This is a genomic window from Mucilaginibacter sp. (assembly GCF_036383575.1).
Classification (GTDB): Bacteria; Bacteroidota; Bacteroidia; order Sphingobacteriales; family Sphingobacteriaceae; genus Mucilaginibacter.
Genome location: NZ_DASVOB010000116.1, coordinates 1 through 18,143, shown reverse-complemented (window position 1 = coordinate 18,143; position 18,143 = coordinate 1). Strand labels below are relative to the sequence as shown.

Annotated in this window: 17 protein-coding genes; 10 read left to right on the top strand and 7 right to left on the bottom strand. The window is 42.5% G+C overall.

What is annotated here, in order from left to right; genetic code table 11:
- The 4 genes from VF500_RS04445 to VF500_RS04430 form a co-directional block, all read left to right on the top strand.
- A partial coding sequence (locus VF500_RS04445; RefSeq protein ID WP_330858523.1) for a HAMP domain-containing sensor histidine kinase occupies positions 1-707 on the top strand: 707 nt, incomplete at its 5' end.
- Between the two features lie 104 nt (positions 708-811).
- Complete coding sequence (locus VF500_RS04440) at positions 812-1,168, top strand: response regulator (protein WP_330858522.1); 357 nt, start codon at positions 812-814, stop codon at positions 1,166-1,168.
- A 193-nt stretch (positions 1,169-1,361) separates the two neighbouring features.
- Positions 1,362-1,832 carry a PA2169 family four-helix-bundle protein gene (locus VF500_RS04435; protein ID WP_330858521.1) on the top strand — a complete coding sequence of 157 codons (471 nt, stop codon included), beginning with the start codon at positions 1,362-1,364 and terminating at the stop codon, positions 1,830-1,832.
- A gap of 25 nt (positions 1,833-1,857) precedes the next feature.
- Positions 1,858-2,136, top strand: coding sequence for a hypothetical protein (locus tag VF500_RS04430; protein WP_330858520.1), 279 nt, complete (start codon positions 1,858-1,860; stop codon positions 2,134-2,136).
- 24 nt (positions 2,137-2,160) lie between these two features.
- Here VF500_RS04430 and VF500_RS04425 read toward each other — a convergent pair whose 3' ends face one another.
- From VF500_RS04425 to VF500_RS04405, 5 genes are all read right to left on the bottom strand, one after another.
- On the bottom strand, positions 2,161-2,550 hold the full coding sequence (locus tag VF500_RS04425; protein ID WP_330858518.1) for a hypothetical protein: 390 nt from the start codon (positions 2,548-2,550) through the stop codon (positions 2,161-2,163).
- 75 nt (positions 2,551-2,625) lie between these two features.
- On the bottom strand, positions 2,626-3,420 hold the full coding sequence (locus VF500_RS04420; protein WP_330858517.1) for a DUF6438 domain-containing protein: 795 nt from the start codon (positions 3,418-3,420) through the stop codon (positions 2,626-2,628).
- A gap of 11 nt (positions 3,421-3,431) precedes the next feature.
- Positions 3,432-4,064 carry an HAD family hydrolase gene (locus VF500_RS04415; protein ID WP_330858516.1) on the bottom strand — a complete coding sequence of 211 codons (633 nt, stop codon included), beginning with the start codon at positions 4,062-4,064 and terminating at the stop codon, positions 3,432-3,434.
- Between the two features lie 223 nt (positions 4,065-4,287).
- A complete protein-coding gene (locus tag VF500_RS04410; RefSeq protein ID WP_330858515.1) occupies positions 4,288-4,947 on the bottom strand; it encodes an MBL fold metallo-hydrolase in 660 nt (219 codons plus the stop codon).
- 279 nt (positions 4,948-5,226) lie between these two features.
- Positions 5,227-6,075 (bottom strand): alpha/beta hydrolase-fold protein, encoded by an 849-nt coding sequence (locus VF500_RS04405; RefSeq protein ID WP_330858514.1) that lies wholly within the window; start codon positions 6,073-6,075, stop codon positions 5,227-5,229.
- A 761-nt stretch (positions 6,076-6,836) separates the two neighbouring features.
- Here VF500_RS04405 and VF500_RS04400 point away from each other — a divergent pair.
- The 4 genes from VF500_RS04400 to VF500_RS04385 all read left to right on the top strand — a co-directional run bounded on the left by VF500_RS04400 (position 6,837) and on the right by VF500_RS04385 (position 13,877).
- Positions 6,837-8,027 (top strand): FecR family protein, encoded by a 1,191-nt coding sequence (locus tag VF500_RS04400; protein ID WP_330858513.1) that lies wholly within the window; start codon positions 6,837-6,839, stop codon positions 8,025-8,027.
- A 160-nt stretch (positions 8,028-8,187) separates the two neighbouring features.
- The gene (locus tag VF500_RS04395) at positions 8,188-11,142 is read left to right on the top strand and encodes a TonB-dependent receptor (protein ID WP_330858512.1); all 2,955 of its coding nucleotides are present in this window, start codon (positions 8,188-8,190) and stop codon (positions 11,140-11,142) included.
- An 11-nt stretch (positions 11,143-11,153) separates the two neighbouring features.
- The gene (locus tag VF500_RS04390) at positions 11,154-12,299 is read left to right on the top strand and encodes a hypothetical protein (RefSeq protein ID WP_330858511.1); all 1,146 of its coding nucleotides are present in this window, start codon (positions 11,154-11,156) and stop codon (positions 12,297-12,299) included.
- A 132-nt stretch (positions 12,300-12,431) separates the two neighbouring features.
- A complete protein-coding gene (locus VF500_RS04385) occupies positions 12,432-13,877 on the top strand; it encodes a DNA/RNA non-specific endonuclease (RefSeq protein ID WP_330858510.1) in 1,446 nt (481 codons plus the stop codon).
- A 442-nt stretch (positions 13,878-14,319) separates the two neighbouring features.
- On the opposite strand, the gene VF500_RS04380 is transcribed toward VF500_RS04385, so the two are convergent.
- Complete coding sequence (locus VF500_RS04380; RefSeq protein WP_330858509.1) at positions 14,320-15,213, bottom strand: SMP-30/gluconolactonase/LRE family protein; 894 nt, start codon at positions 15,211-15,213, stop codon at positions 14,320-14,322.
- Between the two features lie 205 nt (positions 15,214-15,418).
- Between VF500_RS04380 and lysS the strand changes: the two genes are divergently transcribed.
- Together lysS and VF500_RS04370 are read left to right on the top strand one after the other, a co-directional pair.
- Positions 15,419-17,140, top strand: coding sequence for a lysine--tRNA ligase (lysS, locus tag VF500_RS04375; protein ID WP_330858508.1), 1,722 nt, complete (start codon positions 15,419-15,421; stop codon positions 17,138-17,140).
- Positions 17,141-17,401: 261 nt separating this feature from the next.
- Positions 17,402-17,620, top strand: coding sequence for a hypothetical protein (locus tag VF500_RS04370; protein WP_090527160.1), 219 nt, complete (start codon positions 17,402-17,404; stop codon positions 17,618-17,620).
- A 56-nt stretch (positions 17,621-17,676) separates the two neighbouring features.
- On the opposite strand, the gene VF500_RS04365 is transcribed toward VF500_RS04370, so the two are convergent.
- Positions 17,677-18,143: DUF2892 domain-containing protein (locus VF500_RS04365; protein WP_330858507.1), on the bottom strand; the 467-nt coding region annotated here is incomplete at its 5' end.

The following is an 18,143-nucleotide window of genomic DNA, read 5'->3' as shown; positions in this document are numbered from 1 at the left end:
ATGAGCAGAAACAGCTTCAGCGTCAAAAGGATGACTTTTTGGGCATTGCAAGCCATGAGTTGAAAACCCCTGTTACCAGCATAAAAGCATATGCCCAGGTGCTTGGCGCCATGCTTACCAAAGAGGGCGAACAAAAAAAGGCCGAAATGGTGCTGCGGATGGATGCCCAAATCAACCGCCTTACCAATCTCATCGGCGATTTGCTGGATGTTACCAAGATCAACTCGGGCAGGTTACAGTTCAATAAAACATGGTTCGATTTTAATGAGGCCCTGCAGGAAACTATAGAAGATCTGCAGCACACCACTCAAAAACATAAGCTCATACAAAACTTTTCCCAAACAGGCAGAATATATTCAGACAAAGACCGCATTAGCCAGGTTATCACTAACCTGATTACAAATGCTATCAAGTATTCGCCGCATACTGATACCATCATTATTACCACACGCCGCGAAAGCAATGAGGCCATTGTTTGTGTACAGGATTTCGGTATCGGCATCCCCGAGGAAAAGAAGGACCGGGTGTTTGAGCAGTTTTACCGGGTAAGTGGGAATAAGCAGCATACTTTCCCCGGTTTGGGGTTAGGATTATACATCTCATCAGAAATTATTAAGCGCGAAGGCGGCAGAATGTGGGTAAACAGCGTTGAAGGCAAAGGGTCTACTTTTTGCTTTGCATTACCTGTAGATGATACTAACAGTTAATTTTTGGCTGGATCATTTTACAAGTAGGTTAGTTTATTACATATAATTTCAGAGGGTTTAACCAAGCCCTTACGCCTAAGATGGATACAAAGAACAAAAAAATCATGATCGCAGATGATGATCCCGGTATTGTTGATGCCGTGGAAATGCTGCTTGAATTTGAAGGCTACGAGGTAACATCAACCGTTGACGGCACTACCGTGCTTGAAATGAAAAAAAACCTTCCCGACCTGCTACTGCTGGATATCTGGATGAGTGGCGAAGACGGGCGCGATATCTGCAAAAAGTTCAAAGAAAGCGAGCTAACCAAAGATATTCCAGTCATTATGATATCCGCAAGCCGCGATGTACGCGAATCGGCGATTGCGGCAGGTGCCAACGATTTTTTGGCCAAGCCTTTTGAAATGGACGAGCTACTGAAAAAAGTAGAACAGTTTACTCAAAAGCAAAACGTTGCATAATAACAAGCTTAACACATCAACTAAATAAGTTTTACCCCTCCTCGGGATGAACCCTGACGGTGGCCGTCTCATCCGGCCGCCGATTCATCCCGTTGTATTATTAATTGATAATCCAACAACCCGATATCTAACTAAAATAAAAAAACATTAACCCATAAGCTATGTTATTTATTATAACAAAACAATAATAACCATGGGAGTCCTACAACACGTACAACACCAGATCTCAGCATTGAATGATCTGATCAAAATAAATAACGACAGGATAGCCGGTTATCAGAAAGCCGCCGAGGCTGTTGATGAAACCGGATTGAATTTACTTTTTAATGAGTATATTGATCAAAGCAAAAGTTACGTTAGTGGAATACGCGAATACATTCATGTATTAGGCGGCGATCCTACAGACGGCACCTCCCTTTCGGGCAAATTTTATCATACCTGGATGGATGTGAAGTCGGTTTTTATAAGTAAAGACAGGCATGGTATCCTTTCAGATTGTGAATACGGTGAGGATATAGCTAAAAAAGCTTACCGCGCCGCACTTGATGATAAGGAGCTGATATGGGAAGACGAGCAGGTTGTTGCCTTGCTTAATAACCATTTGGAAGGTTTAAAAAAAGCGCATGACACCGTTAAATCGTTAAGAGATACGGTTAATGCCTGATGATAATTAATAGTTATTTAAGCAGATGAACAATTCAAATCAATCATTTTTTTCGGCATGCCGTGTGCCTGATCATTACGCTAAGGTTACCTGCACCCAGGATAAGGTGATCTACACGCTTTCGCAATTAAAACAAGTCACTGTTGCCGATATCGCTGTAAAATTGAGGGAATATGAACCATCGGTAAATACGTTTACCCATGAAAAAAATGCTGCTGAAGTACTTGACTATTTATTTGCCCGCGGCATGGTAAAGATCACCAAACAAAACGGCGAATTAAACTACAACCTTGTAACTGTTTAACCAAGGTTGTAGCTTAATATTTTATTACATACCTGGCGCAAGTGGTTTGGCCGAAACCACGCTATCTACCACAAAAACGCTTACGCCTCTCCATGGCAGCGTGTGCAGGTATTCTTTATAATGAAGTTCTAAAAATGAGCCGGCATTACTGCTCAGTTGCTTAGCCACTTTTTCGTCGGTTACAGAAAACATAAATTCATTGGAGCCAATTGTGCCGCCGGTTACCTGTGTGCGGATTCCGCTTTGAATTAAGCGGCCTTCATAGGTTTTAAAAACGTAGCCTTTTTTCACAAAATAGTTCATGGTGCCCGCCTTGGTTCCTTCGCCAAAAACAAAATAATAGCGGTAGTAAAAGAAGCCGGCCAAAATCAACAGCAATATAAATACGATAATAAATTTTGTTTTTGCTTTCATCGGAGGTTTTATTTGTTAACTAAGCTACAAAAACTTAGCTGCCCGGCAAATATTTATACACCTCAACAAGCTTGTTCAATTTGCCTGCTTCTCCCCCTCTTTAATTTTTGTAAGGCTTACTTTTTTGAAAGACTCCACTAAAAAGTTCATCAAACCGGTTAGGTTGAAAGGTGGGTCGTTGGTATTTAGTGTAAGCTTGTCTTTGTTGTTTTCAAAATCGATATCCAGGTAATAATTAGCTGCATCTGTAACCTGGCTCCCCTGTTTCCAATCGTACATCTTTTTTAATTCGCTATGTTTCAGCCAATAGTTCAGGCTATCGAGTTGGAGTTTGCTGAGTTTACCAGCATAATCCCCCTTATAAGGATCAGCAAATTCGCCTCCTTTTAAACGATAGGTACCATCGGCCCAAATATTGATGAGCAATTGGGGACAACCGCCATAACAGGTTGAGGACATGAAACGAAGCTTTGAAAATTTGACGCCGTTATCAAAACTGGCTTTATAATTTTTAAACTGTAAGGGAGGTCGCCCCGCTAATTTTATGGCACTTTCATTAACAGCCTTAATGGTCAATTTTTTGCCGTCGAAATAATTGATGATAAATTTAGAAACATCAATATGCTGTTGCTTAAAATTATCTGAACTGGTAGTGTACGTATCAATTATTTTAAGCGTATCATGCTCTATCTTATATTTATTTTCATGCTTCTTAAAGCCATCTAAGTTAAAATGAACTTTGCCCTCATTAAAGTAAAGATAGCCCAGGTCTTCGGTGAGCCATTCTTCAGATTCAACGGTAGCATGCTGGCCAAATGCCGAACCACACAGGGTGGTAAGAAATAAAAGAAGCAGTGATACGCTTTTCATGTAAACTAAACTTACAAACTCAAATAATATTGGGCTAACGATTCAAAATCATCAAACTTATTATCATAATCATCGGTATTGCCAAAGCCATAGCTAACAAACACAAACGGGATGCCTGCAAGGCGTGTTTGTTCGGCATCGCCATTGGTATCGCCTATGTAAACCGGGTTTTGTAAATTGTGTTTATCCATGAGCAAATGCATATTGTGGTTTTTAGGCATCTGATTGGTACCATAGGCCATGCTATCCGTAATAACTTCATTAATGCCTGCCCAGGTTAAAAACAGCGGGATAATCCCCACAGCACAATTGCTTAATACAAAAAGCTTGTATTTGGCGGCTAATTGCTTTAAACCTTCGGTAACCCCTTTGTACATAACGCCGCCGCTGGTAGGTAATATTTCGCGCCTTACCTGGTTTACTGCATTGTAGATCTCCATGCCCTTTTCTTCATCAAATTCTGGCAGCAGTACCCTGGTAAGCTTTTTGCCATCCATACCTATCACGTGCAGCAGCTCATCCCGTTTAATAGTTCTTTGAATATCAAGCTTTTGAAATATCAGGTTCCATGATTGGGCGTAGGTGTCAACGGCATCCCAAAGGGTTCCGTCCATATCAAAAATGAGGCTATCGGGTTTCTGCATTAGCTAAATTTATGTTTTTCGCTAAGATGAAAAATTAACGGCAATTAATGTTCATGTTTTCTTCATTATTAATCCTCACCTTAGCAGTGTGATAAGGTTAACGCGGGTCGGCTTAGCAGGAGGCTGAGCCCGCAAAGAACCCCCGCCTCTCGGCGGGGGTTTCTTTTTTATAGGTGCCCTACAAATCGACAGACGCATGTGATGCGTCTGTCTCTACAATATTTCACAAACTTATCCCGTCCCCTACTTTATAAATTTCATGAAATTTGATGCCTTGCTTGTCGAAATGCTTTTTGTAGGCAGCGTAACGCTGGATGATAAAAAAATCCTTAGCGTAACCATCATGTACCGGGAAGATCTGTTTGGGGTGCAGTTCATCAGCAAAGGCCGAAATTGTGGGTTCATTGGCAAACGGTGCCATGGTAACCATGATCAGTAATTCGATCCCTTTAAAATTCAATAGCTTTTCTTCCATCGAATCAACGGGGTGCAACACTTTATTATTGATCAGGAAGCCTGTCATCTGCGGCAGCGGATTATCCATGATCAGCTCATGCCTTACCGGAAAAGCCTGGAGTTTAAACGGCCCCGCACGATGAGTGCCCTCTTCAAGAAGTGTATATTTTATATTGACCTTATCCAATTCTTTACCTACCTGCGAATTGGTAATAACCACCGCGCCGCTTAATTCAACAATGCTTTTTAAAATGTCGATATCAAAATGATCGGGGTGGATATGCGTGATCACAATACTTTTCACATCGCCAAACATTTGCGGCGTAACTAAACCCTCCGCAAAAGAAAACTTTCCCGGATCAAACAGCAACTGATAACCATCGAGTTCAAAAAGCAGGCAAGAATGCAGGTATTTCGATATTTTCATAAGCAGATAGGAGTTTATTTCCTAAAGATACACAGGAAAGGCTTATGAAGTTTTAAAAATATCTTTGTGTTACAAGTAGTGATGATCAGGTGTTATTGTCTTGTCAACGATAAATTGATGTATGTGTAGGTTCTAAGAAGCTGTTTAAAAACGATAGTTTTTGAATGTAGAGACGCATAATTGCGTCTCACGCTTGCAATTTACGGCAGCCGAGATGCTTTTGAAATTGGCTTGTCCTTCGGGAGACGCAATTATGCGTCTCTACAAAAATATTCTACGCTATTTCTTAAACGAAAACAGCCAAGGGAACAGCCCGGGTTCAGCAAACACTTTGGCTTCAATGTCATGTTTTAAGCCTGGGTATTCTGTGTATTTTGCGTTTTTCGCACCGCTTTGTTGTAACGCTTTGATCAGGCTCCTATCGGGCCAGGGGTTAATAACATCATCGGCCGCGCCGTGAAATATCCACACCGGTACCTTAGCTGCCCTTTTGGGATATAGCATAACGTTGGCCTGCCCGCAGATAGGGAAAGCGGCCGCAAAAAAGTTTGGATAATGGACTATCAAATCATAAGTGCCAAAGGCGCCAAGTGAAGTGCCGCCCAGGTAAATTCTTTTTCTGTCGGCGATTTTATGTTTAGCCAAACTGTCAATTAAAAGTTTCACCATCCGTTCTGGTGTTGAAAGTGCCAGGGTATTCATCTTATGGTTAAACGCTGCTGTTGTATCGTACGGCGGTCCCGGAGGAATTTTGAACCACATGCTGTCCGCAGGACATTGCGGAAAAACTACCAGTGCAGGATATTTTTTCCGCACCGAATCATTTAAAAAATCCTTGCCGGCTCCGTAATACCTGCTACTTCCGCCAAGTTGCTGTTCATTATCATTTCCTCTGAAGCCCGCACCATGCAGGTAAACAATCAAGGGGTATGACTTTCCGGGGTCATAGCTTTCCGGATATAATATCCTGTAAGGTAACGTGTCTTTGCCATTAATAAACAGCGCTTTTTTATATAGATTAAGATCCTGCGCCCAGGAGAAATGAACGCCTGTTAACAATGCCAAAACTACCAGGATCCCCTTGATCCACGTATTTCCTGTGATCGAAATTTTAAATCTTTTTTTCATCTTTTGTTTAAACCAGTTGTTCTATTTCTCCAGCATAACCGAATCCTGAAAAGGTTATAACAAGGCTCAATCATAATCCTTTCATACTTAAAGATAACCACCGTTTTCGGCGAACCGAAATATAATTGATGAACTACGGCAGCCAATTGACTACCAGTAAGAAATCATACGATCAGAAAGCTTTTAGGGCACGATAATAAACTCTTGTTCATGTTCCCTTAGGGTCTCTGGCAGATTTAAGTTAACCCACAAAATTGTTTTGTTGTCTAATCAACAAGGTGTTTTGTTTTGCTCCTCTGGAGCAAAGGGTATTTCTATACTTTTTATGCTACAAACCTTTTGCACCTCTGGTGCATCTGTCCTTAAGCATCTCAATTAATACCAGATTATGTTGCAAAACCTTGCCGGCCCCAGCGGGGCCACGTGTTTATAGCTTTAAAAAGCACATTTTGGGGCTCCGTAGGTGCCTCCTATTGAACTTTCAGGTTGGTGAATTTTGTGGATCAACTTAAATCTGCGAGAGACCCTGATGGGACGGTGAAGTTTTTTGTAGAGACGCATCACATGCGTCTCCCGGCGGACAGGCCGATTTAAACGGCTTCTAATTCCGTCGGAAATTGCACGTGGAAGACGCATGTGACGCGTCTTCCACTACATTCAAAAACAATCAAATTTAAACAGATCTAAAAAAAAATAAAAAAATATGCCCCCGCCTTTATCCACTTTTTAAATGAAGGTGTCTTTATGTACGAAAAGGAAAAATGAATAATTACGACTCATACTTTGACCTGGGCCAGCTGATCGCAAAATATATGCGAAACGAGCTGAGCGACCAGGAAAAACTCCAGCTTGATCAATGGATTGAGGCTGATACACGCAACCAGGAATTATTCAAAAAATTGACCAACGAACACTTGCTCAACAATGAGCTGGAAACCTTTTCTGTAAATGATAAAGCCCAGGCCTGGACAAAGATCCGTAAGGGAACGGGGTTTAAAAACAAAACAGGCAAGCCACGATGGATTGCTTATGCTGCTGCTGTTGTGTTGCTGGCTGCTTTAACTATTACATTAAATAAACGTCAGGATATTAAACATCCGCAAAGCCTGGCTAACCAGTATAAGGATCTTCCACCCGGGACCAACAAAGCAGTACTTACATTGGCCGATGGCTCAACTATAGTTTTGGATAGCGCTAAACACGGCCGGATCGCCAGTCAGCAACATGCAGTAATTAAAGAAGATGAAAACGGTAAGGTGGTTTATGAAGCTACCGATGAAGCTCAAAACCCGGCTGCCCCTGCTCCTGCCGAAACTATTGCCATGAATATGCTGGCTACCCCGCGCGGCGGCCAATACCAGGTTGTTTTGCCCGACGGCACAAGAGTTTGGTTAAATGCTGCATCATCGCTAAAGTATCCAACCGCTTTTACCGGCAACGAACGCCGTGTTGAGCTTACCGGCGAGGCTTATTTTGAGGTAAGCAAAGATCCTTCAAAACCTTTCAATGTAAAAACTGCAAGCCAAACAGTTACCGTTTTGGGTACCCATTTCAATATCAACAGCTACACCGATGAAGGTGCAACCAAAACCACCCTGCTTGAAGGCAGTGTGAGGATTACCCGCAATACCGGCCAGTCGGTTAAAATAAAACCGGGTCAGCAGGCTGTCAATACTTTAAACAACATCGACATCAATGAAAATGCTAATATTGATGAAGCAGTAGCCTGGAAAAATGGAAAATTTATTTTCAGCAATACCGATCTGCAAACCATTATGCGCCAGTTATCCCGCTGGTATGATGTGGATGTAGAATACCAGGGTAAAACAGCACAAAAGCATTACATGGGGCGCATATCGCGCAATGTACCCGTGTCGCAAATATTTGAGATCCTTAAAACAAGCGGCTTAAACTTCACAATTAACGGGAGGAAGATTATAGTAAAATCATAACAAAATCCAATATGCGGTAAACGGCAAGGCCGGTTTACTAAACGTTGGCCCATAAAAAAACCGAAAGTGTTGCGACCACCTCCGGCTGTTTTTTCGGGCGAACATTATCCAAATCATATCGACTAAATACTTTTTAAACTAATCAACCCACAACAAAAATATGGATTTTTCTACATTTCCTGTGCCTGTACACAAGCATGGCCGGGTAAATAAATTCAAAAACGCTACAAAAGGTTTTTTCCGGATAAGCCCGGATACAAAAAGAAAATTTATTATGCGGATAAAGCTTATCGCCGTCCTGTTATTTGCAGTTTGCCTGCATCTCAGCGCCAAAAGTTTCAGCCAAAACATCACTTTAGCCGAAAAGAACAGCAGCCTCCAAACGGTACTGAACAAAATTGAGCAGCAAAGCGGCTATGACATTTTCATGCAAACCGAACTGCTTGCCGGCAGCAATAAGGTATCGTTAAATGTAAAAAACGAAGCTTTAACAAAAGTGCTCGACAGGGTATTTAAAGGCCAGCCGGTTACCTATGTTATTGTGGGGCATACCATTGTAATTAAGGAAAAAAACACCAAAGCGGCCGAAAACAATACCAGTGCACCGGCTCCCGTATACACCGGTAAGGTTGTTGACGCCGATACAAAAGAGCCTTTAATAGGAGCTTCAATAGGACTTAAAGGTACTACTAAAGCCACTACCACCAGCTTAAACGGTACATTTAAACTTAATACCGGCTCAGAGCAGGGCACCGTTCTTGTGATATCATATATCGGTTACGTTACCAAAGAGGTAACACTTTCAGGTGTCAGCGATCTTGGTGTAATCACCATGCAGTCAAGCGCCAATTCCATGAAGGAAGTAGTAATAACCGGCGATGTGGCCGTTGACCGCAAAACACCTATCGCCGCGTCGACCATTAATCAGCAGTTTATTGAAGAAAAAATGGGCACAAGGGATATCCCTCAGCTTTTGCAGGGTACTCCGGGCGTAATGGCAACTGCCCAGGGCGGTGGCTATGGCGATTCGCGTATTAGCATCAGGGGTTTCTCAAGCGGCTCTAAAAAAGGCAATGTGGCCTTAACCATCAACGGGATCCCGGTTAATGATATGGAGAACGGTTCAATCTTCTGGTCAAACTGGTCAGGACTTACCGATGTAACTACTTCTGTACAAATTCAACGCGGTTTAGGTGCGTCAAAAATTATAGTTCCTTCATTTGGCGGTACCATTAATATCACTACCCGCAACACTGATATGGAAAAAGGCGGTTATATAGCCCAGTCATACGGTAGCGACAACCTGCAGAAAACTGCAGTACTGGTATCTACCGGCTTGAATGATAAAGGCTGGGCCATGACTTTCCAGGGAAGCCGTAACAAAGGCGATGGTTTTGCCGATGGTCTTAACTATTTAGGATACAACTACTTCTTCAATTTATCAAAAGTATTGAGCCCGAGCCAAACTTTGTCGTTCTCATTAATGGGCGCTACACAAACTCACGGTCAAAGGCCTCAACGCTCAATTGCCGAGTACCAAAATGCACCGCAGGGAATTGAATGGAATTACTACCTGGGCGTTAAAGACGGCAAACAGATCAATCCGTATAACAACACATTCAGCAAACCTGTATTTTCATTAAACCACGAGTGGACCATTAATGAAAAATCAAGTTTATCAACCGTTTTATATGCCACTTATGGCACAGGCGGCGGCGGTTCAATAGGTGGCAATACCAACCCGGTAAGGGTAAGCAATTTCTACTCGCCGTTTGATTTTACCGCGGTTGAAAAAAGCAATGCGGCAAACCCTGATGGTTCGGCCAGCACCTATTTTTACTCGGCACATAATGACCATACCTGGTATGGTGCACGAAGCACCTATCGTACCCGTTTTGGTAATGACATCGACTTTTCGGCCGGTATTGATTTAAGGTCGTACAAAGGCACGCACTATGAAGAAGTAACCGATTTATTAGGTGCCGATTATGTGTATGCTGCATATACAGGTAATACAGCGGTAGGAAGCGCCTCGGGCGACATTAATGATCCTCAGAAAAGAGCTGTAGTTGGCGATAAATTTGGCTACTACAATAAGGATTATGTGCAATCGGGTGGTGCATTTATGCAAGCTGAATACTTAAAAAATAATTTCTCTGCTTTTGTTACCCTTTCAGGTTCGGGCACTGCCGATAAACGCGTTGACATGTTTAACTACCTTAACAGCGATCCAAACCAAAAAAGCCCTTACGTTAGCTTTTTCACCTACCAGGCCAAAGCCGGCGCAAATTATAACCTGAACGATCAGATGAACATATTTGCCAACGTAGGTTATATTACCAAACCACCGTACTTTGATAACGTTTTCCAGAAGTTTACCAATAACATTAACCACAGCACAGTAAGCGAAAAACTGTTCAGCTATGAGTTGGGTTATGGTTATAAGATCTCAAACTTCAGCGCTAAATTAAACCTGTACAGGTCAAACTACAGCGATGAGTCTTTCTCAAACTCATATGGCGATACCAAAACCAACCAGTTGTATAGCGTAAATATCTCTGGCGTGAATGAATTGCACCAGGGTGCCGAGCTTGAGCTTACCTACAAGCCGGTTAAAGCTGTAACTGTTGGTGGTATGTTTTCATACGGCGACTGGCATTATACCTCAGATGCAGGCCCTGCTACAGTGTATAACAGCCAGCAACAAGTTGTTGCTACCGTTGGCAAAGTTTACCTGAAAGGTTTAAAAGTTGGCGATGCCGGACAAACCACCGCAGGTTTCCATTTGGATATCGACGTATTGCCGGCCTTAAGGTTGGGGACAAACTACAACTATATAGCCAATTACTATTCAAACTTTCTTTTTTCAAACATCACCAAACCTAATTTAACTCCTTATAAGCTGCCAAACTATTCGGTTTGGGACGTGAACGGTGTTTTCAAATTCAAAATAGCCGGGCTTGACTCCTACCTGATCGGCAACGTAGTTAACCTATTGAATACCAAATTCATTTCCGACTCTTTTGATACGAATGCTACCGGTTTGCCAGCCAATGTCAACGTTTACTACGGCTTAGGCAGAACATTTACATCAACCATAAAAGTTAAATTTTAATACTGACAACAATGAAAAAGATATATTATTCATTAACGTTATTGGCGCTGGCATTTACGGCTTGTCAAAAGCAACCGGTTATTCCTAATGCACAACCTGTACACAAGGCCAGTTTGACACAAACATTAACCTCGGTGGATTATGGAAAACTTGACACTTCTACTTACGGCTATAAAAATCATGTGTTTAAATCAGACGATGATGGCAAACAAAGCATACCCGCCATACTTGCAGCCGAATACCCGCGTGTTGACGATGGCTCAACTGCCAGCATAACATTTAATGTAGGCACCCCGGTAATAAAAGTGGCCGATAGCCTTTATAGCAAAGTAGCTTATACACTTACCAACGCCGATTATTTGCTGTTACCAGGCAACAAATACACCGACTTTAGCGCGTCGCAAATACTTTCATGGTTACCTTATGGGCCAAACACTTCGTCGCCAAAGGCAAATCAGCTTGCTGTACTTACCTTTAACTATTACGCGGGGAGCGTATCGGTACAAACCTTTGGTTACCTTTATCTGAACAGCGCATGGCAACAAATCTACTTGTTATCGCCTGCACAGTACCTTTCAATAGGTCGTTCAAGCCATAATGAGTTTCTTGCCGCAGATAAAGACAATATCAATACTTATATCAATGCCCTTTTAAAGGCCGATCTGACAGTTTCGGCAACAGCTAAAATTGGCGATATCTTATATGTAAGCTATAACTATTATGATGGCACCGATTATCAAAAAGTTACTGCATACGCGTTTGACGGCAATAATTGGGTTGCAGGTGCAACACCAAGAACTTTATCGTTTGAACGCGTAGCCGGTAAATGGGTTGCCAGCAGTACTGTAAACTACACGCTTGCTGCCGCTGATTATGTGTATATCGGCACGCAATCTACAGCCGGAACACAAGCCGCAAGGGATAATGTAGCCAAATACCCTGACTTTAACATCAGCGCTACTACCGATGCTACTTATTGGAGCCCAGACGACTTAAATGCGGCGATAATTGCTGTATTGACAGAGAAGTTTAAAGCAACAGCGCTTCCAAATCAAAAATTTGTGGTTACCTATACAACTTATTACAAAGGTACAACCTCAAACACAAGCAAAGCTTTCGTTTTCAACGGAACAAACTTCGTAGTTCCGCAATCGTAATACTTATAACCAGGAGCATGTAAATGCATGCTCCTGGTTTCTATCCTCCTGAATCTTTCCAGTTAAAAAATTTGCACAGCGTAAACGCATTGGCTGTGCTTTGTATTTATCTATCATAAAAAAACAACACTTATGAAAATTAACAACCTGCTTATCGGCCTGGGTTTAGCCTTAACCTTTGCCGGATGTTCCAAAGACCTCAAAAACTCGCCTACCCCACCTAAAAATGGTGACACTACGGTAACAACCACTCCCGTCCCGGTTCCTTACACCATTACCGAGGATTTTGAACAAGGAAGTAAAACCGCCTATGCAGCTGCCGACGTAGCTTTAAGCACTGGTAGCTGGAATTTTAACGATGCATTAATAGGCAACCTTGCTGCCGACCTAAAAGATGGCAGCAAATCGGTAAGGATCCGTACCGGGGATATCGCCATGAATTTCGATATCAATGGACTTAAAACTTTGTATATAAAACACGGTAAATATGGTACCGATGCCACATCAACATGGCAGTTGTTAATGTCGACCGATGGCGGAACGACTTACGCCCAGGTAGGCGCAGATATTACCGAAACCAATACCACGCTGGTAACCGACTCATTTAAAGTGAGTGTTACAGGTAAAGTTAGGTTCGAGATCAAAAAGGCAGGTACAACCCGCATCAATATTGATGATATTACCTTTAAGGGAACCGGTGATCCGGGTATAACCGTTGGCACGCCTGATACCGGCAGTGGCGATACTGCCGGCGGTTCAAGTGCATCAACCCCACGTGATGTTACTGCCGGTGCTGATGCGCCGCCTGCAAGCGGCGATAACAGTAACCTGCTTTTCGGCAACCCTTCAAACGCACTTTCTACACTGGCTTCGATGGATAATTACCTTATAGACCAGAAGTATTATGTAGAATCATACAACGCTACCAAAGGTGAGCCAAACTGGGTTAGCTGGCACCTTGACGCCACTAATACCACCAACGCTACCAGTCGTTTAGATAACTTTGCGGGTTGGAGCGGCTTGCCAACAGGCTGGTACCAGGTGGAGAGCAACAGCTACTCAGGCAGCGGGTTCGACAGGGGACATAATTGTCCATCGGCAGATCGTACCAGCTCAACTGATGCTAACTCAGCAACCTTCCTGATGACTAATATGATACCGCAAGCTCCGCAAAACAATCAGCAAACCTGGGCCAATCTTGAAAATTATTTGCGTGAGCAGGTAGTTGCCGGTAACGAGGTTTATATTATTATGGGTAGCTATGGTACCGGGGGGACCGGATCAAACGGTTCTGCAAACACTATTAACAGTGGCCACGTAAACGTACCAAGCAATGTTTGGAAAGTTGCACTGATCATCCCTAAAGGAGATGGCGATGTAGCAAGGGTTACCACTTCAACAAGGGTTATTGCGGTAAACACACCTAATATCAACACCATCAATTCTGACTGGACTAAATATATTACCACAGTTAAGGCTATTGAAACTGCAACAGGTTATACCCTGCTGTCCAGCCTGCCTGCTTCGGTTAGGACAGCGCTTGAAGTTAAGGTAGATACCGGGGCTTCAGGATCATAAAAGCTAATAGTTTGAAAAAGAAAAGCCGGGGGTACTACATACCTCCGGCTTTTTTGTTGGTGTTTTTAGAGTGTTCAGTTTTTTAAAAACGAGTGTTCAGCTTTTTAAAATTCATTTTCACAACTCGCTGACTATCAACAATAAACCGTTCAGTCCAGCTTATCTGACATTTTTCATTATTTCTAAATACCTGATTATCAATCGATACCATTTACAAAAAAACGGCAGGTGTTCACACTTTTAAAAGCTGAACACCTGCCGTTTTGCGTTTGTCTTGCTGAGTATTTAAATCCGGTGAACTCCAATGGTGAAATGACAAAAGGGGGCCTGTCAGTTTGAGCCTGTCGAAGACTCGCGCGCAGAGGCCCTGCCCACCATGCTCCGATAAGCTCAGCATGATCCCTATTTTATTTATGTCTTACTGATAGTATAGTGGATGAGATCAATCCACTCCTTTTACATTCATTTTTAAAACATACACAGCTTTTGAGGCTGTCATAAACAAGATGTCCTTATTTTTGCCGCCGAAACAGATATTGGCCGTCCATGGTTCGTCAATATCTATATGGCCTATCTTTTCACCTTTAGGGTTAACGATGGTTACGCCCTTGCCGCACATATAAATATTGCCATGCTCATCTATGGTCATGCCATCACATCCCATAGCTATGAACAGGGTACGGTTAGATAAGGTACCATCTTTATTGATATCATAACGATATGTTTTATTATCGCCGATATCAGCAACATATAAAGTCTTGCCATCCGGCGTACCAATGATGCCATTAGGGCGTACAAACTTATCATCAACCATCACAGCCGGTGCTTTGCCTTTTGCCAGGAAGTATAATTTTTGTCCGTCGAGGTCCGGTTGCTTGCGGGTCCAGTAATCGCGCTGGTAGTATGGATCGGTGATGTAGATGCCTCCGTCAGGGCGTACCCAAACGTCATTAGGGCCGTTGAATTTATGTCCCTGGTAATCTTTCAGTAAAACAGTTACCTTACCTTTAGGGCTGATAGACCAAAGCTGATCATCAGCATCGGCACAACTGATCAGGTTGCCCTTTTTATCAAAATACATCCCGTTTGATCGGCCTGCACTATCCAGGAAAACAGAAAGCTTGCCATTGGTATCATATTTCCAGATCTTGTTATTAGGTTGGTCGGTAAAAAACACATTGCCTTTCTTGTCGACAGCCGGCCCTTCGGTAAAGGAGAATTGTTTGGCAACCAGTTGGGGTTTGGTATTGGGGTCGTACAAAGTGGTTTCCGTCTGGGCTAATACCTTAACCGACAATGCCGATATCAATAAGATGAGAGCAGGTAGTTTTTTCATGGTTTATGGAGTGCTATAATGGTTTTGCTAAAGTAATATGTTTTTGAGACCGATTATTTTACAGGGGTAAAATATTTGATACAAGTAGTGGATTTGTATGGATGAAGAGTCGAACAACCTATCATTTAGCACTATTCACAATCTCATTAAAAAGAACTCATTAAAAACGCTATTTTTGCACCTTTATTAAAATATCGTTCATCACATGAGTATTGCATTATCCGAACAAGAGATATTTCGCCGCAAATCTTTACAGGAGCTACGCGCATTGGGCATTAACCCGTACCCAGCCGAAGCTTTTAATGTTAACGCCTGGGCACAGGATATAGCCGATAACTTTAAGGATAAACCCGAGGCCTACCAGGATGTTGTAATTGCAGGTCGCATCATGACCCGCCGTATCATGGGCAGTGCTTCATTTGCCGAGTTACAGGATTCAACCGGTCGTGTGCAGATATATATAAAACGCGATGATATTTGCCCTGATGAGGACAAGACTTTATATAACACTGTATTTAAAAAGCTGCTTGACATCGGCGACTATGTTGGCGTAAAAGGCTATGTGTTTACCACTCAAACGGGTGAGATCTCAGTTCACGTACGGGAGCTGGTTGTGCTTTCAAAATCATTGAAACCACTGCCGATTGTAAAACGTGAAGAAGACGGAACCATCCACGATGGTTTTACTGACCCTGAGCTGCGTTACCGCCAGCGTTATGTGGATTTAACGGTTAACCCCGATTACAAACAGATTTTTATTAACCGCTCAAAAGTGATCAGCGCTATGCGCAATTACTTTAATGGCCAGGGATGGATGGAGGTTGAAACCCCTATCCTGCAGCCCGTGCATGGTGGTGCAGCGGCCCGTCCGTTTGCTACGCATCATAACACGCTTGATATGCCGCTGTTTTTACGTATCGCTAACGAGCTTTACCTAAAAAGGCTTATCGTAGCCGGCTTTGACGGTGTTTATGAGTTTGGTAAAATGTTCCGTAACGAGGGCATGGACCGTACCCACAACCCGGAGTTTACCGCCATGGAAATCTATGTGGCCTATAAAGACTACATCTGGATGATGGCCATGGTTGAAGAATGTCTCGAAACCGTTGCAAGGGCAGTTCACGGCATCCCGGTTGTACAGGTTGGCAACAACGAGATCAACTTTGCAGGCCCGTACGAAAAACTATCGATGTATGATTCGATCCTGAAATACACAGGCATTGATGTATCTGCGATGGACGAAGCCGGTCTGCGCGAAGTTTGCAACGAATTAAAAATAGAGATCAACCCAAGCATGGGTAAAGGCAAACTGATCGATGAGATCTTCAGCGCTAAAGTTGAACATCACCTGATCCAGCCTACTTATATTACCGACTACCCTATCGAAATGACGCCGCTTGCCAAAAAGCACCGTACTAAAGAAGGGCTGGTTGAGCGCTTTGAGCTGTTCGTGAACGGTAAGGAGATTGCAAATGCTTACTCTGAGCTAAATGATCCAATTGACCAGCGTGAGCGTTTGGAAGAGCAGCTGATCCTGGCCGGTCGTGGTGATGATGAGGCCATGGCCATGGATGATGACTTTTTACGCGCGCTTGAATACGGTATGCCGCCAACATCAGGCTTAGGTATCGGTATAGACAGGCTGGTGATGCTGATGACCAATCAAAGCACCATCCAGGAAGTATTGTTCTTCCCGCAAATGCGCCCGGAGAAAAAAGCTAAAGTAGCCACTGCCGATGATTTTATAAAGATCGGTGTACGTACCGAGTGGGTACCGGTTTTAAATGCAATGGGCTTTAATACTGTTGAAGAATTGAAAGCAGCTAACCCCAACAAGGTATTTAACGATCTTGGCGGAATGCGTAAAAAATTAAAATTAGATATCACCATGCCAACCAAAGAAGAGGTAATGGCATGGTTTGCATAGAGAACCTTGATTTGTAGGATTTTAGGATTACCCTGATATTAAAAATGGCCTGCACAATTGCAGGCCATTTTAGTTTTACAATCTTATCATAAAATCCTTTAATCAAGACAATCATGGCTCCCATCCCATCATGAAACCAACACAATCAGCGTAATCTCTCCAATCAGCGGTTATAATTTCTTAACAAAAGCTTAAAAAAAATAATACTTTCATTTAAAAAGAGTTAGCTACTATTGTAATAAACATATATTACAAAATATCATGACCAACTCAATATTGGAGATCACCGAAAACGAATACCTGATCAAACTTAACAGGAGCAACTTCAACCTTTCGTTCATCAGGAGTTTACTGAAACTTGTTGAAGTGGCCAACCCGTCTGAAGAATCTGAATATTCATCATACACAGACAGCTACGTTCAGCCTTATCAAAACCATTCAGCTACGCCTGATTATTTCAGCGCCATTGAAGAAAAATAAAAGGGACGCGAAAATCGCGTCCCTTTTATTTTTTATTCCTTTTTTCTTATTCTCTTTTAAAACTGGCGATATCCGCCCCTTACTACCTGCTTATCCATCTGTGCCAACTGACCTTTCATCATCTTGATCTGTTCGGTAAGCAATTTGTTCTTATCATCCTTTGCAGCTTCTGATAAATACATTTGTGCTTCGCGCTTGTTACGCTTTGCCATTGAAATACCTGCCAGGCTCAATTTGGCTAAAGCCGTATTGTGCGACATTTTCATACCCAGCGATAAAGCTTTCTTGAAATACTTCTCTGATTTCATTGGCGCCTTGCGTGATTCGATCAAACCGATCAGCAGGTTGTAATAACCATGCTGGTTTTTGTGCAGTTGTTTTTCGTAATCGGTAATTTTCAACAACCATACTTCTGATTTTTCAGAATTTTCCTTGCGTAAAAAATACTGGGCAATGATCATGTTTTCGTTAAAGAAGAAACTTAACAGTATAATACCGCCCATTAACAAAACTAAAATACCCC

What these genes read in the sequence shown, in the direction of transcription:
- VF500_RS04440 (WP_330858522.1), top strand. Translation starts at nt 812, where the DNA reads ATGATCGCAGATGATGATCCCGGTATTGTTGATGCCGTGGAAATGCTG.
- VF500_RS04435 (WP_330858521.1), top strand. Translation starts at nt 1,362, where the DNA reads ATGGGAGTCCTACAACACGTACAACACCAGATCTCAGCATTGAATGAT.
- VF500_RS04430 (WP_330858520.1), top strand. Translation starts at nt 1,858, where the DNA reads ATGAACAATTCAAATCAATCATTTTTTTCGGCATGCCGTGTGCCTGAT.
- VF500_RS04425 (WP_330858518.1), bottom strand. Translation starts at nt 2,550, where the DNA reads ATGAAAGCAAAAACAAAATTTATTATCGTATTTATATTGCTGTTGATT.
- VF500_RS04420 (WP_330858517.1), bottom strand. Translation starts at nt 3,420, where the DNA reads ATGAAAAGCGTATCACTGCTTCTTTTATTTCTTACCACCCTGTGTGGT.
- VF500_RS04415 (WP_330858516.1), bottom strand. Translation starts at nt 4,064, where the DNA reads ATGCAGAAACCCGATAGCCTCATTTTTGATATGGACGGAACCCTTTGG.
- VF500_RS04410 (WP_330858515.1), bottom strand. Translation starts at nt 4,947, where the DNA reads ATGAAAATATCGAAATACCTGCATTCTTGCCTGCTTTTTGAACTCGAT.
- VF500_RS04405 (WP_330858514.1), bottom strand. Translation starts at nt 6,075, where the DNA reads ATGAAAAAAAGATTTAAAATTTCGATCACAGGAAATACGTGGATCAAG.
- VF500_RS04400 (WP_330858513.1), top strand. Translation starts at nt 6,837, where the DNA reads ATGAATAATTACGACTCATACTTTGACCTGGGCCAGCTGATCGCAAAA.
- VF500_RS04395 (WP_330858512.1), top strand. Translation starts at nt 8,188, where the DNA reads ATGGATTTTTCTACATTTCCTGTGCCTGTACACAAGCATGGCCGGGTA.
- VF500_RS04390 (WP_330858511.1), top strand. Translation starts at nt 11,154, where the DNA reads ATGAAAAAGATATATTATTCATTAACGTTATTGGCGCTGGCATTTACG.
- VF500_RS04385 (WP_330858510.1), top strand. Translation starts at nt 12,432, where the DNA reads ATGAAAATTAACAACCTGCTTATCGGCCTGGGTTTAGCCTTAACCTTT.
- VF500_RS04380 (WP_330858509.1), bottom strand. Translation starts at nt 15,213, where the DNA reads ATGAAAAAACTACCTGCTCTCATCTTATTGATATCGGCATTGTCGGTT.
- lysS (WP_330858508.1), top strand. Translation starts at nt 15,419, where the DNA reads ATGAGTATTGCATTATCCGAACAAGAGATATTTCGCCGCAAATCTTTA.
- VF500_RS04370 (WP_090527160.1), top strand. Translation starts at nt 17,402, where the DNA reads ATGACCAACTCAATATTGGAGATCACCGAAAACGAATACCTGATCAAA.